This is a genomic window from Plastoroseomonas arctica (genome assembly GCF_018128965.1).
Classification (GTDB): domain Bacteria; phylum Pseudomonadota; class Alphaproteobacteria; order Acetobacterales; family Acetobacteraceae; genus Plastoroseomonas; species Plastoroseomonas arctica.
The window spans coordinates 74511-88967 of the sequence record NZ_JAAEDH010000002.1; the positions used below are offsets into that span (position 1 = coordinate 74511).

Here is a 14457-nt window from a genome sequence, read left to right on the forward strand (position 1 = left end):
ACACGGCGGCAGCCCCGGGTGCGGGCGCCTCTTCCCCCATGAGCAACCGGGGCGAGCGCAAGCGCGTGCTCTGCTTCGCCGCCGACGCCGAGACCGAGGCCGCGCTGCGCGATGGCCTCGCCGACCCGACCCAAGAGGCGCCCGATGTGCGCCGCGGCGACATCACCTCCGCCATCGCGGCCATGCGCCGGATCGCGACGCCGATGGTGCTCGTGGTCGATGTCGCGGGCCATCCGCAGCCGCTTGCGGCGCTGGATGACCTCTCCAACGTGGTGGAGCCGGATGTCCGCGTCCTGGTGGTGGGCGATCGCCAGGATCTGGGCTTCTATCGCCATCTGACCCGCGGCCTCGGCGTCGCCGACTACCTGTACAAGCCGATCTCGGCCACGATGATCGCCGAAAATTTCGCCCCCCTCCTCTCGCGCAAGCGCGCGGCCGAGCCGATGGCGCGTGGCGGTCGCCTCATCACCGTGACCGGCGCGCGCGGCGGTTCCGGTGCCTCGACGATTTCGGCGAACCTCGCCTGGTACCTCGCCAATATCGCGCAGCGCCACTCGATCCTTCTCGACGCCGACCTCCATCGTGGCACCGCAGCCCTTCTGCTCGGCGCGCGGACCGATCACGGGCTGCGCGCCGCCCTCGAATACCCCGACCGCGTCGACGAGCTGTTCGTCGAGCGCACTGCCCAGTTCGTCAGCGAACGGCTGCACGTACTCGCCGCGGAGGAGCCGCTGGACGAGCAGCCGGGTTATACGCCTGGCGCAACAATGCGACTTGTCTCGACATTGCGACGGCGTTATAACTATATCGTGGCCGACGTTCCTTTCAGCGATTTCGCCTTCGCGCGGGATCTCAATGAAATCGCCCAGCAGCGCATCATCGTCATGGAGCCCTACCTCCCGGCGTTGCGCGACGCGTTGCGGCTTTTGAAGCTCCCCGCCGGCGCAGGCCAGGTGCATCGGCCTCTGATCGTGGTCAATCGCGGCCGCCGCAAGGGCGCGCTCACCATCAAGCAGATCACCGAGTCACTCGGTACCCCGCCCGACATCGTGGTGCCCGAGGGTGGTGCCAGGATCGAAGGTGCGGAGACCATGGGCGAGCCCGCGGCCGCGCGTGCGGGTGGCTTCCGGGCCGCGATTGAGCAGATCGCCCAGGCCTGCGGCGCGGTCAGCCCGAAGGCGAAGCGCCGAGGTCTGTTCGGGTTCCTGCGTCGATGAGCGGCGGCGCTCTCACCCCATTCTTCGGGCGTCGGCGCCAGGAACCGGAGGTCACCGGCTCGCAGCTCCCGGCCGCCATCCCCGGTGCGAAGCCCCCCACTGAGGCGTCGGCCGCGCCCAGCACCGCGGTACCGGCAAGCGGCGGCACCTCGCTTACCGCGCTGCGCTCGATCTGCCTCGCGCGCATGGACCCGGCGACCGTGGCCGGCCTGCCGCCGGACCGCTTGGCCACTGAGCTCGAGCGCCTGGTCGCGACCATCGCGACCGAGCAGCGCCTGCAGCTCAATGCCCGCGAACAGCGCCAGCTCGCCCTCGACCTCGTGGACGACATGCTGGGCCTCGGCCCTCTCGAGCCGCTGCTCGAGGACGAGACCATCACCGACATCATGGTCAACGGTCCGCACCGGGTGTTCGTCGAGCAGCGCGGCCGGCTCACCCTGAGCCCGGTGCAGTTCCGCGACCTCCAGCACGTGGCCAATGTCGCGCAGCGCATCGCCGCCGGCGTCGGCCGCCGCGTCGATGAATCGAGCCCGATGTGCGATGCGCGCCTCGCCGATGGCAGCCGCGTCAACATCATCTTTCCGCCCCTCGCGCTCGACGGGCCGTGCATCTCGATCCGGAAATTCGCGCGCAAGCGGATCGATTTCGACAAGCTGGTTGGCTTCGGGTCGATGTCGCGCCAGGTCTCCCGCCTGCTGCAGATCGCCTCGCGCTGCCGGCTCAACGTGGTGATCTCCGGCGGTACCGGTTCGGGCAAGACGACGCTGCTCAATGCCCTGTCCCAGCTGATCGATCCGGCCGAGCGCATCGTCACCGTCGAGGACGCGGCCGAGCTGCAGCTGCAGCAACCCCACGTCGTGCGCCTGGAAACGCGCCCGCCCTCGCTCGAGGGCAAGGGCGAGATCACCCAGCGCGACCTCGTGCGCAACGCGCTGCGCATGCGCCCCGACCGCATCATCCTGGGCGAGTGCCGCGGGGCCGAGGCCTTCGACATGCTCCAGGCGATGAACACCGGCCATGACGGCTCCATGTCCACCGTCCACGCCAACACCTCGCGCGACGCGCTCACCCGCATCGAGAACATGGTGCTGATGGGCGCATTCGGCCTGCCCTCGAAGGCCATCCGCACCCAGATCGCGAGTGCCATCGACCTCATCGTCCAGGTCGAGCGCCAGCGCGATGGCGGCCGCCGGCTGATCCAGCTGACCGAGCTGGTCGGCATGGAGGGCGACGTCTTCACGCTCAACGACATTGCCATGCTCGAACAGATGGGCGAGGGTGAGGACGGCCAGCTGCGCACCCGCTACCGCATCTCCATGGCGCGGCCGAGCTTCGACGAACGGCTTTCCTATTTCGGCCAATCGGAAGCCTGGTCCGCGACCCTGCAGGATTTGTCGGCGTGATCGGCGGCGCAGCCCGCATGCCGCTGCTGATCGGCGCGGCCATCGCCGCCGTGGCGCTGATGGTGACCTGCGTCTTCATCCTGCGCGCCATGTCCAGGCAGGAAAAACTGACGGCGCGCATGTCCAACGTGCTGGGCAGCGTTCCCGGCACGATCGAACCCCTCTTCACCGGCGGCGTGTTTGCGAAGCTGCAGCCGGAAAAGAAGACGGCCAAGCAGCGCATTGTCGATATCTTCGGCGTTCACCTGGAACGCGCGGTCGACTACCCGGTGCGCTGGTACGTGGTGATCATCGTCGCCCTGCCGCTGTCGCGCCTGGTGGCGGGGCTCGCCTCCACCATCATCGGCGACTGGTTCGTCTTCGCCACGCCGCTGATCTGGATCTTCGCCTCGCGCACCTTCTTTTCCTGGGCGGAGGAGCGCCGGCGCATCACGCTGTTCCGGCAATTCCCCGACGCCTTGGCGATGGTGGTGCGTGCCGTCCGCGTCGGTATCCCGCTGACCGACGCCATCGCCGGCGCCGGGCGGGAGAGCCCGCAGCCGACCGCGCGCGAATTCCAGGGCATGAGCGACCGCATCGCGATCGGCATGCAGATCCAGGAAGCGGTGACCGACACGGCGTTGCGCAACGGCGTTGCCGAATACCGGTTCTTCGCGACCGCCATCGCGCTGCAGGCGAGCACCGGCGGCTCGCCCACAGAAGCGCTCGACAACCTGGCCGACGTGATCCGCAAGCGCGTGGCGCTGCAGGAACGCGGCAAGGCGCTGGCGAGCCAGGCGCGGTCGAGTGCGGTGGTGCTGGCCATCCTGCCCGTCGCGACCGCGCTGCTGCTGCTCGTGATCGACTTCGACTACATGTCGCTGCTGTTCACCGACAACACCGGCCGACAGATCCTCGGCGCCTCCATCACGCTGCTGTGCCTGGGCATGTTCACCATGCGCACGATCATCAAGAAGTCGCTCGCATGAGCACGCAGATGGTCGCCGGGCTCGCGATGGCCGTCGTGGTCATGGTGCTCATGAGCGTGGTGCTGCTGCGCGAGATGGCGCGCGGGCAGCGCCTCGAGCAGCGGCTGCGCGCGATCCAGCCGGGCGGCTTCGTCGAAGCGACGCCCGGCGCGCGCAGCGCCGCGCTCGGCCGCGTCGCCGGGCTCGGCACCTCGGTGCTGCGCGGCAGGCTGCTTTCGCCCTCCACGGTCGAGGGGCTGCAGCAGACCCTTCGCGCGGCCGGCTTCCGCGGCGAGCGCGCGCTCGGCCTGTTCCTCGGCGCCAAGATCGTCCTGCTGCTGGTGATGCCGGTCGCGACCGGCATCACCGCCTTTCTCATGGGCATCGACGGCCGGCAGGTGCTGCTCGCGACGCTGGGCGGTGCCGTGGTCGGCCTGCTGCTGCCCGACATGGTCGCGAATTCGCTGCGCAAGGCCTATCTCAAGCGCCTGGAGAAGGGGCTGCCGGACGCGCTCGACCTGCTGGTCATCTGCGCCGAGGCGGGGCTGTCGCTGCAGCCGGCCATGCAGCGCGTTTCCGACGAGATCGGGCCGGTGAATTCCGCGGTCGCGGCCGAGCTGAACCTCACCCTCTATGAGCTGCGCATCCTGACCGATCGGCGCGAGGCGCTCGCCCGCATGGGGACGCGCACCAAGGTCGAGGCGCTGCAGCGCCTGGCGCAGTCGCTGGTGCAGAGCCTGCAGTTCGGCACGCCCATGTCGCAGGCGCTGCGCATGCTCGCCTCCGAGCTGCGCCAGGAGCAGCTGCTTCGCTTCGAGGCGCGCGCCGCCCGCCTGCCTGTACTGCTGACCCTGCCGATGGTGTTCTTCATCCTGCCCACGCTGTTCCTCGTGGTCGGCGGGCCGGCGGCCATCCAGGTGATGAAGCTATGGTAGGCGTGGCGTTCACGCAGCGCATCTGGGGCGCGCTGACACGCGGCGCACGGAAGCTGCGGCGGGACCGGCGCGGCAGCTACCTGATCGAGTTCGCGCTCGTCTTCAACATCCTCCTGATCGTGCTGCTGCTGACGCTGGAGACGGCGTTCCAGATGGCGATCGACATGGCGCTCAACCACGGTGCGCGCGAGGCGAGCCGCCAGGCTGCCCTGGGTCCTTCCGTCAGCGGGGCCGTCACCACCCAGGCGGCGCTGGTGGACCGGGTGCTCGACCGCACCGGGCTGCCGCTGCGCGCCTGGGGCACCGCCACTATGACGGCGGAGCAATTCTCCGGCTACACCGCGCTCGCGGCCGCCCCGCAATTCGGCAACAACGCGGCGACCGGGGTGAAGCAATGCGCCACCTCCGGCACGACCACGACAACCGGCGTCAGCAGTGGCGTCATCCGCTACTGCATCATCTACCAGTCGCGGGCCTTCACGCCCTATGCCCGGCTCATGCTTCCGACCGGAAGCATCTTCACCCACCGGACCTTCTTCGTGGTGCAGAATGAGCCGTATTAGCCTCCTCCGGCGGCTCGGCCGTCGCGGGCTTGCGGCGACGGAATTCGCCCTCGTCATGCCGATGCTGCTGTTGCTCGTGCTGGCGATGGCCGACCTCATCCTGCACATGCGCACGGTCTATCGCGTCGAGCGCATGGCGGCAGAGATCCTCAACGCGCTTGCGCAGGTGGATCCGCTGACCCAGGCGCAGCTGACGGCGATCCTCAGTGCCGCGCCTTCGATCGGCGGCAGCTCCGTCGCGACCCAGGACAACACCGGCGCCACCAATGACGGCGCCATCCATGTCACCGCCATCCAGCGCAGCAGCGCCACCGCGAATACGCGGCTATGGACGCGCAACAACTACGCAAGCGGCTCGCCTTCCGGCCTCGTGGTCTCGCGGCTTTCCACGACACCCGTGCTACCGGCGAACGTGATCGTGCCGGCCGGCGCGCAGGTCCTCGCGGTCGAGGTGCTGTCGCAGCGCACGCGCTGGACCTCCGGCATCACCCGCGTGCTGACCGGCGGCTCCACCTCCCCTGCCATCTATGCCCTGGCCGTGGCCCAGCCGCGGACGGCGACCTTGACCGGGACCCTGCCATGATGAAGCGATCGCTGTTCCGAGACCGTCGCGCGAACGTCCTGATCCTCACCGCCGCGATCGCGGTGGTGCTGTTCGGCTCGGTCGGGCTCGCCATCGACGCCACCCGGGCATGGATGGTGCGCTCCCGCCTCGCCACCGCGCTGGACGCGGCCGCGCTGGTCGCGGCGCGCAGCTACTCCGTGGGCGCCACGGCGACGCAGCTGAACCAGATCAAGACCGACGCCTGCAACGTGTTCTGGGCGAATTTCGGGCGCGCCGGCGCGAACCCCTGCGTGTCCTCCGCCGGGTCGCTCGACACGACCACCTTCAGCACCGGCTACATCGGCGCCAGTGCGACGAATCCCGACCTTACCACCACGAACAGCATCCTGACGGTCACGGCGCGCGCCACGCTCAACACGACATTCCTGCGCGTGCTCGGCATCAACGCCCTGCCCACATTCACCGCCGCGGCCGCGGCGACGCGCGTTGTCGCCTCGCTCGAAGTGGCGATGGCGCTCGACGTCACCGGCTCGATGTCCCCGACCCCGTCTGGCGATAGCCAAACCAAGATCGAGGCGCTGCGGGCCGCCGGGCAGAGCTTCGTGACGACCATCTTCTCCGGCGCGGAGACCCGTGAACGGCTTTGGGTGTCGGTCGTGCCCTATACGACCCATGTTAATATTGGCAACTCCGCATATGCGCAGAACATGGTCACCGCTGCGTCGCGCAACCTGTTCCTGCCCGGCGGGCTGCCTCTGGTGGATACGCGCGGCAACCAGGTTCGCTGGCCGGGCTGCGTCGAGGTGCGTGCACAGGCAATGGGCGGCACCACGGGGGATATGACGGACACGCCGCCGACTTCGGACGCGACGCGCTACCGGGCCTGGTTCTACCCGAGTTCACTGGAGACCACGCCGACGGTCAGGTCGCTTTACTACCGGCAAAACGGTGGAACGCGCACCGTCGATGTCGCCGGCGACAATGAATGGACGTCCTACATCGTCGGCAACCCCGCGGTGAACAACCGAGCCATCAATGAATGGGCGCTGAACCAGGACACCAGTCGCGGGGCGGACGTCGTCACCGGAGCCGGCGCGACGATGAACCCGCTGGATATCACCGGCCCCAACCTCGGGTGCCTGCTGCATAGTCGTTACGCCATCCTTCCGCTGACGGCGGAACGCACGACGATCAACAACCGCATCGCCGGCCTCTACCCCGACCCTTGGCTCTATCACATGTGGAATACCGGCACGAGCGCGGTCTGGATGGGTGGCACATCGGTTCATGTCGGGCTGCACGCGGCCTGGACCACGATCAGCCCGAATTGGCAGGGCCTATGGTCCGACACGCCGCAAACGGTCCCGCTGCCCCTGTCGATGGCCAATGCAGGGATCAAGGCCATCTTGCTGATGACCGATGGCGTGAACACGCTCGGCGACATCTCCGTCCGCATCAGCGGCCGGGACTATAGCCGCGGCGCGCCCGCCGTCTGCGGCGACGACAATGTCCGCAATCCACGCCACCCCGTCGGTTGCCCAACGAGCAATAACCCCGGCTATACCACGACGACAGGTTATGGCCCGTATGGACGCTGGTCCGCGGGCAATCTCGTGGTCACCAACAACGGTGTGCCCACCGCGACCCCGCTGACTGACGCCAATGATCCCACCACCACGGCGGAACTCGACCGCCGCGTCGCGCGGCTCTGCACCGTCATCAAGGCAGCAGGCATCGAGATCTATGTGGTGGGCTTCGATATCACCAGTGCGGGCGGCAATGCGGCGACTGTCCGCGCGCTTCTGACGGCGTGCGCGAACTCGACATCCGACTACTACGACGCTGCGAACTCGGCAGCACTCAACAGCGCCTTCGTCTCCATAGCCAACCGCGTCGCGCGCGTGCGCCTGGTGCGCTGAGCCGGTCGCGTAGAACGCAAGGCTTCGTCTCTGGAGATCGCGAATCCGTGCCGCGTCCGACGGCACGGCCGTAGGCCTGCGCTGCCGCACATTGACAGCGATTGGTCGGCGCCCCCCTGAAAGGTCCGCCGCGCGCACGAACGGGCATTCGTCAACCGCGCGCGCGTTGCTGATGGTGAGCTTTGTGGCCCATCGACGATACTTCCGGCCACAAAGCACGGCGTAGCGAATACCAACCACCGGTCGATTTTCCGCCAACAGCTTTGCTGCGGCTGCGCACTGGCACGGCAACACCGTTAGGCCTCGTGGCGTCGGCGCCACAATCACTCGTGTCATCCTTTGTTAATCACCACTAGATGTTGACGACAACGGGGCGTTTGACGATCCTCCGCCGCATGCCGATGGCACCCCCCGATGCGCGCCGATTCGCCGCACCCACCCGATCCCTTGCGATCGCCCTCCTAAGCTTCCTTGGGCTCGGCGTCCTCGCCGGCTGCGACACGCCCACGGGCGGCCGCTCCCTCTCGGAAGCCGCGCGCCTGCGCCTGACCGAGGCCGCGGACCGGAACAACCCCGATGCCCCGGACCAGCTCACCATCGAGGTGCTGCGTCAGCAGGCGCAGCAGAACCCGAACAGCGTCGTCATCCAGGATCGCTTTGCGCAGGCGGCGCTGGCGGCGGGTCTGCCGGCCGATGCCGCAACCGCCATGCGGCGCGCCGCACTCATCGCGGGTCCGACGCAGACCCGGCTGCTCGATATCGGCCGCGCCGAAATCCGCGCCGGCAATGCCGATGGCGCGATCGAGGCGTTCCGCGCGGCCGAAGTGGCGGGGCCACCGAACCCCGCCGTGCTCGGCGGACTCGGGCTCGCCTATGACATGAACGGCGACACCGCGTCGGCCGAGGCGGCGCATCGCCGCGCCGTCGCGCTCGCACCGCAGGATTGGGGCCTGCGCGGCAACCTCGCCCTGTCGCTGATGTTCGCCGGACGGCCGGCAGACGGCATTCGCGTGATCGGGAGCGCCGAGGGCGACAGCTCCGCACCACGCCGGGCGCGGCACAACCTGGCCCTGCTGCTCGCCGCCGATGGCCAGACCGACCGTGCCGCGCGGATCCTGCGCAACGACATGGGCCCCTCCCAGGCCGATGCGATGATGCGGGACTACCAATCCTTCGCGCAGTGGGCGGGCGCCAGCCGCCGGGACCCGCCCCGGCTGCTGGCCGACCGCCCCGATGCCATCCTGCCGCCGCCGCCCACGCCGCTCACCGCCGCGGCGCCACCTGCGCGCAGCTACGATCCCCCTGCCGCGCCTCGCGCCTACGATCCGCCGAGCGCGCCGAGCGCTTACGAACCCCCAAGCGCGTCGCGCGCCTATAACCCGCCGTCGTCGCCGATGGCGACCACGCCCGCGCCCGTCGGCGCCGATGTGCGCGCCATGGAACCCATCAGCAGCCCAGGCGACCCGGGCTTTGTCCGCCCGCCACGCGGCCGTCGCGGCGCGGCCGCGCCCGCCGCCGCAGCATCCGAACCCTCCGGCTTCGCGATGGCACCGCCATCAACGCCGCCCGAGCCGGTGCGCGCCCCGGTTGTCGCAGCGGCAAGCGTTCCGGAACCGGCCCGCGCCATGGAGCCGGTTCCTGAGCTCGCGCCGGTGCACGCCGCGGCGCCGCCGCTTCCGCCACCGCGCGAGGCCATCGCCTCCGTGCCAGCGCCCGCGCCGGCAGCGCCGGCCGGCACTGGCGGCGGCGGCTACCAGGTCCAGGTCGCCGCACTGGGCAGCGAGGCGGAGGCGCAGCGCCTCTGGGAAACGGTCTCGTCGCGCCACGCATCGCTTCTCGAAGGCCGTGAATCCGTCATCACCCGGTTCGATCGCGGCGACCGCGTCTTCTATCGGCTGCGCCTTGGCGGTTTCGCCAGCAGCGCCGAGGCGGTTCAGTTCTGCGCCAGGCTTCGCGCCGCCAGCCAGAACTGCTTCACCGCCGCGTCCTGACCCCGGCCTTCAGGCCCCCGTGCCCAGGTAAGCATCGCGGATTTCCGGCCGGTCGAGCAGCGCCCGCCCCGGCCCTTCCAGCGTGATGCGCCCGGTGACCAGCACGTAGCCGCGATGGGCCAGGCGCAGCGCCTGGTTCGCATTCTGCTCGACCAGCAGCACGGACAAGCCCTCGCGCGCATTCAACTCCCGGATGGCGGAAAAGATCTGCCGCGCAATCAGCGGTGCGAGGCCGAGCGATGGCTCGTCCAGCAGCAGCAGGCGCGGGCGCGCCATCAGGGCGCGACCGATCGCGAGCATCTGCTGCTCGCCGCCCGAAAGCGTGCCGCCGCGCTGGGCCGCGCGCTCCTTCAGGCGCGGGAACAGCGTGTAGACGCGCTCCAGGTCGCGCCCCGGGTCGTGGCCGGCGACCTCGGCGCCCATGATGAGGTTGTCGAGCACGGTCATGCGCGGGAAGACGCGGCGGCCTTCCGGGGACTGCGCGATTCCGCCGCGCATGATGGCGTGGGTCGGCAACGCCGTGATGTCCTGGCCATCGAAGGTAATGCGGCCGGCCCGAGCGCGCGGGTCGCCGCAGATGGTCATCAGCAAGGTGGATTTGCCGGCGCCATTCGCGCCGATGAGGGTGACGATCTCGCCCTCGGCGACGTGCAGGGAGACGTCGGTGAGCGCCTGGACGGCGCCGTAGCCGGCGGAGACGGTTTCGAGTTCGAGGATCAAGGAAGCAAGACCGGGGGAAAAGAATTTCCCCCGGACCCCCAATCTTGTATTTTTGGGTTTTTGGCGCTGGTGGCAGAGGTCACTCCTCGTCTCCCTCGCCCAGGTAGGCGGCGATGACGCGTGCGTCGGCGCGGATCACCGCGGGCGCTGCGTCGGCGATCTTGGCGCCATGGTCCAACACCACGATGCGGTCCGAGATGCCCATCACCACGCTCATGTCGTGCTCGATCAGCAGCAGGGAGCAGCCGCCATCGCGGATGCTGCGCAGCAGCGCCGAGAGTGCCTCGCTCTCGCGCGGATTCAGGCCGGCGGCGGGCTCGTCCAGGCACAGCAAGGCGGGCTCGGTGCACATGGCACGCGCGATCTCGAGCCGCCGCTGCGCGCCATAGGGCAGGCTGCCGGCGGGGTCGTCGGCACGGTCGAGCAGCGCCGTCATCTCCAGCCAATGCCGCGCGCGGTCGATCGCATCTCGCTCGGCGGCGGGGTAGCGCGACAGGCCGAGCACGGCGCCGATCCCGAAACCGGTCGCCGCCATCAGGCGGTTATGCTGCGCGACGAGCAGGTTCTCCAGCGCCGTCATCCCCTGGAAAAGCCGGATGTTCTGGAAGGTGCGGGCCACGCCCGCGCGCGCGATCTTGTGGCCCGCCAGCCGGTGAAGCGCGGTGTCGCGGCCCTCATGATGCAGCGTGATCGCGCCCTCGCTCGGGCGATAGAAGCCGGTGATGCAGTTGAACAGCGTGGTCTTGCCCGCACCGTTCGGGCCGATGATGGCGGTGATCGCGCCGCGCTCGGCCGCGAAGGACACCGCGTTCACCGCGGTCAGCCCGCCGAACCGCATGGTCACGGCCTCGACGCTGAGGATCGCCGCCTGGCTCAACCCCTGCCCTCGCCCACCAGGGCACCACTGATCGCGCGGCGCTCGCCCAGCGCCACCGTCGGCGTGCGCGACGACACGAGGCCGCGCGGCCGCAGCACCATGATCACCACCATCGCGATGCCGAAGACCAGCATCCGCCACTCCTCCAGCCCGCGGAACACCTCGAACCCGCCGATCATGATCAGGGCCGCGAGCGCGATGCCGATCTGGCTGCCCATCCCCCCGAGCACCACGATGGCGAGGATGATCGCGCTCTCGATGAAGGTGAAGCTTTCTGGGCTGATGAACCCCTGGCGCGTGGCGAAGAAGCTGCCCGCGACACCCGCGAACATCGCCCCCAGCGCGAAGGCGGTGAGCTTCGTGGTGGTGATATTGATCCCCAGCGCGCGGCAGGCCGTCTCATCCTCGCGCAGCGCCTCCCAAGCGCGGCCGAGCGGCTGGCGGCGCAGGCGGATGCTCACCCAGTTGGTCAGCAGCGCGAGGCCGAGGATCAGATAGTACAGGAACACCACTCGGTGCAGCGGCGAGGGCTCCAGCCCAAACGTGTGCGCGAAGCTGCCCGCCTCCCCGCCCATGGAAAACGGCAGCCCGAAGAAGGACGGCCGCGGAATGCCGCCGATGCCGTTCGGCCCGCCCGTGAACGACGCCCAGTTGATCAGCACCACGCGGATGATCTCGCCGAACGCCAGGGTCACGATTGCCAGGTAATCGCCCCGCAGCCTCAGCACAGGAAATCCCAGCAGCACGCCCCAGAACGCCGCGAGGATGCCTGCCAACGGCAGGCACAACCAGAAGGACAGCCCGAAATACTGCGCGAGCAGCGCGTAAGAATAGGCGCCGACCGCATAGAAGGCGACATAGCCAAGGTCGAGCAGCCCCGCGAGGCCGACCACGATGTTCAACCCCCAGCCCAGCATCACGTAGGTCAGCACCAGGATGCCGAGGTCCAGCTCATAGCGCCCGGTACCCGGCAACCAGGGGAGTGCGACCGCGACGAGCAGCAGCACCGGCGTGAAGAATTTTCCCGCGCGGCGCAGCGGCTCCTCCCACCACGCACTTTCCGTCGACGCCACCGGGATCTTCCGCCCGAGCCACAGCACCAGCGCAAACCGCCCGACGACCGCGAGCGCGATGAGGATCGCCGCATCGCTCCACCGCGTGCGGATGAACAGCGCGCCCGATGGCGAGACGTCCGTGCGCAACGCCACCAGCGGCAGGAACAGCCCAGCTGCAACCAGGCCTGTGATGGCGGCGTCGCGCAGCGCGGCGGCCACCCTCATACCTTCTCGACCTCCTGCCGGCCGAGCAGGCCGGTGGGCATGAAGATCAGCACCATCACCAGCACCGCGAAAGCCGCGACATCCTTGTACTGCACGGAGAAATACGCGCTCCAGAATGTCTCGATCAGCCCGATCAGCAGGCCCCCCAGCACCGCGCCCGGCAACGATCCGATGCCCCCCAGCACCGCGGCCGTGAACGCCTTCACCCCCACCAGGAAGCCGATGTAGAAATCAATCACTCCATAGCGGATCAGGTACAGAGACCCCGCCACGGCGGCCAACGCCGCGCCGATCACGAAGGTCAGGCTGATGGTGCGGTCGGTGTCCACACCCAGCAGTGCCGCCATCTTGCGGTCCTGCTCGCAGGCGCGCATCGCACGGCCCAGCGGCGTGCGCGTCACCAGCCAGGTGAACACCGCGAGCACGCTCAGCGTGATGCTCACGATCATGATCTGGATGGTGCTGAGCTGCACCACGAAGCCGCCCTCGCGCATCACCTCGAAACCGCCGCGCACGATCGGCTCCAGCGGCTTCACCCGCGCGCCCTGGCTCACCTGCACGTAGTTCTGCAGCAGGATCGACATGCCGATCGCGCTGATCAGCGGCGCCAGCCGGAAACTGCCGCGCAATGGCCGATACGCCAGCCGCTCCACCGTCCAGCCATACAGCGCCGTCACGCTCATCGAGACCAGCAGCACCAGCAGGATGGCGCCAGGGCCTTCCATCATGCCGCCCGAGAGCAGCAGCACAATGGTGATCAAGGCGGTGAAGGCGCCGATCATGAACACGTCGCCATGGGCAAAATTGATCATGCCGATGATGCCGTAGACCATCGTGTAGCCCACGGCGATCAGGCCATAGATCATGCCGAGGGAGATGCCGTTGATGAGCTGTTGCAACGCGTAGGCCAAATGGCACCCCCGAACGATCCACGTCACGATAGGGGGCTAACCGCGCTAAGCAAGGAAGATCGGGGAAAAGAATTTCCCCGAACCCCATTCTTTTATTTTTGGCTACTGGGGCGGGCGTCGAAGGCGGCGCTAACCGCGCCAGGGGCGGGCGTGCCACAGGGCCTGGACGCGCTGGTCGATCTCCATCGCCATGGCGGCGTATTCGCGGCCGAAGACGGGGCGCAAGGGCATCAGCTGGCGCTCCGCCTCGCGCGTGAAGGCCGGGTCCGCCACCGCCTCGCGCAGCGCGTTCTCCAGCCGCTCCGCGATGGCGCGCGGCAGGCCCGGCGGACCCACGATGCCGCGCGAAGCCCCATAGACCACGTCCATCCCCAGCTCGCGGAAGGTCGGCACATCCGCGGCCTCGCTCCAGCGCGTACGGTTTGCCTGGGCCAGGCAGCGCGCCTTGCCCTCGCGCTTGAGCGCCAGGCAATCGCCCACATTCATGGCCGCGACGTCGAAATGCCCGCCCAGCATCTGCGGGATCAGCGGCGCCGCCCCCGCGAAGGGAATGTGGATCATCGGCGGGATGCCCGTCGCCGCCTCGAACCCCACCATGAAGATGTGGTCGTCCGACCCGATGCCGGTGGTGGCATAGGTCAACTGGCCCGGCCGGGCGCGCGCCAGCTCGATCAGGTGCGCCACGTCGCGGATCGGGCTCTCCTGGCGCACGTAGAAGCAGTTCCCGTCCTCGACGATATTGGCCAGGTAGGTGAACTCCATCGGGCGGAACCGGACCTGTCGCTCCAGCGCGATGGAATTCACCGCCGGCAAGGTCGTTGCCCCCAGCGTGTAGCCATCGGGCGCCGCGTTGAAAGTCACCTCCAGCCCGATCTGGCCGGCCGCACCCGTGCGGTTCAGCACCACCGGCCGCAGGCCAGGAATGCGCTGCGCGACCAGCGGCATGATGAGGCGCGTCATCACATCCACCCCGCCGCCGGCCGGGAACGGCACCACCACCTCCACCACCTTTTCGTTGGGCCATGCCGCCTGTGCGCGGGCAATATTGGGCATGGCGAGGCCGGCCAGCGCGGCCAGGCTGCGGCGTGTGGGCATGGTTCGATCCTCCCCTTTTTTCCTTGCGGCGAGC

13 protein-coding genes are annotated in these 14457 nt (G+C 68.9%); 8 read left to right on the forward strand and 5 right to left on the reverse strand.

Going from position 1 to position 14457, the window contains the following annotated elements:
• The first annotated feature begins 38 nt into the window (after positions 1 to 38).
• The 8 genes from GXW79_RS02530 (at position 39) to GXW79_RS02565 (ending at position 9540) form a co-directional block, all read left to right on the forward strand.
• A complete protein-coding gene (locus GXW79_RS02530) occupies positions 39 to 1217 on the forward strand; it encodes an AAA family ATPase (protein ID WP_211872655.1) in 1179 nt (392 codons plus the stop codon).
• Positions 1214 to 2620 (forward strand): CpaF family protein, encoded by a 1407-nt coding sequence (locus GXW79_RS02535; RefSeq protein WP_211872656.1) that lies wholly within the window; start codon positions 1214 to 1216, stop codon positions 2618 to 2620. Before GXW79_RS02530 ends, GXW79_RS02535 begins: the two co-directional genes overlap by 4 nt.
• A complete protein-coding gene (locus GXW79_RS21730) occupies positions 2617 to 3588 on the forward strand; it encodes a type II secretion system F family protein (RefSeq protein WP_211872657.1) in 972 nt (323 codons plus the stop codon). Before GXW79_RS02535 ends, GXW79_RS21730 begins: the two co-directional genes overlap by 4 nt.
• Positions 3585 to 4502 (forward strand): type II secretion system F family protein, encoded by a 918-nt coding sequence (locus tag GXW79_RS02545; protein ID WP_211872658.1) that lies wholly within the window; start codon positions 3585 to 3587, stop codon positions 4500 to 4502. Before GXW79_RS21730 ends, GXW79_RS02545 begins: the two co-directional genes overlap by 4 nt.
• Positions 4503 to 4504: 2 nt before the next feature.
• Entirely contained in the window at positions 4505 to 5065 is a 561-nt protein-coding gene (locus GXW79_RS02550) for a TadE/TadG family type IV pilus assembly protein (protein ID WP_211872659.1), read from the forward strand.
• Positions 5052 to 5648 (forward strand): TadE/TadG family type IV pilus assembly protein, encoded by a 597-nt coding sequence (locus GXW79_RS02555; protein ID WP_211872660.1) that lies wholly within the window; start codon positions 5052 to 5054, stop codon positions 5646 to 5648. Before GXW79_RS02550 ends, GXW79_RS02555 begins: the two co-directional genes overlap by 14 nt.
• Positions 5645 to 7549 carry a pilus assembly protein TadG-related protein gene (locus GXW79_RS02560; protein WP_211872661.1) on the forward strand — a complete coding sequence of 635 codons (1905 nt, stop codon included), beginning with the start codon at positions 5645 to 5647 and terminating at the stop codon, positions 7547 to 7549. The genes GXW79_RS02555 and GXW79_RS02560 overlap by 4 nt, the downstream gene beginning before the upstream one ends.
• Before the next feature lie 395 nt (positions 7550 to 7944).
• A complete protein-coding gene (locus tag GXW79_RS02565; protein ID WP_211872662.1) occupies positions 7945 to 9540 on the forward strand; it encodes an SPOR domain-containing protein in 1596 nt (531 codons plus the stop codon).
• Positions 9541 to 9549: 9 nt separating this feature from the next.
• Here the strand turns inward: GXW79_RS02565 and GXW79_RS02570 are convergent, their stop codons facing one another.
• From GXW79_RS02570 to GXW79_RS02590, 5 genes are all read right to left on the reverse strand, one after another.
• Positions 9550 to 10257 (reverse strand): ABC transporter ATP-binding protein, encoded by a 708-nt coding sequence (locus GXW79_RS02570; RefSeq protein WP_211873056.1) that lies wholly within the window; start codon positions 10255 to 10257, stop codon positions 9550 to 9552.
• An 82-nt stretch (positions 10258 to 10339) separates the two neighbouring features.
• Complete coding sequence (locus GXW79_RS02575) at positions 10340 to 11137, reverse strand: ABC transporter ATP-binding protein (RefSeq protein WP_211872663.1); 798 nt, start codon at positions 11135 to 11137, stop codon at positions 10340 to 10342.
• Complete coding sequence (gene livM, locus GXW79_RS02580; RefSeq protein WP_211872664.1) at positions 11134 to 12417, reverse strand: high-affinity branched-chain amino acid ABC transporter permease LivM; 1284 nt, start codon at positions 12415 to 12417, stop codon at positions 11134 to 11136. The genes GXW79_RS02575 and livM overlap by 4 nt, the downstream gene beginning before the upstream one ends.
• A complete protein-coding gene (locus GXW79_RS02585) occupies positions 12414 to 13328 on the reverse strand; it encodes an ABC transporter permease subunit (protein ID WP_211872665.1) in 915 nt (304 codons plus the stop codon). The genes livM and GXW79_RS02585 overlap by 4 nt, the downstream gene beginning before the upstream one ends.
• 129 nt (positions 13329 to 13457) lie before the next feature.
• Positions 13458 to 14423 (reverse strand): Bug family tripartite tricarboxylate transporter substrate binding protein, encoded by a 966-nt coding sequence (locus tag GXW79_RS02590; protein ID WP_211872666.1) that lies wholly within the window; start codon positions 14421 to 14423, stop codon positions 13458 to 13460.
• Positions 14424 to 14457 lie beyond the last annotated feature (34 nt).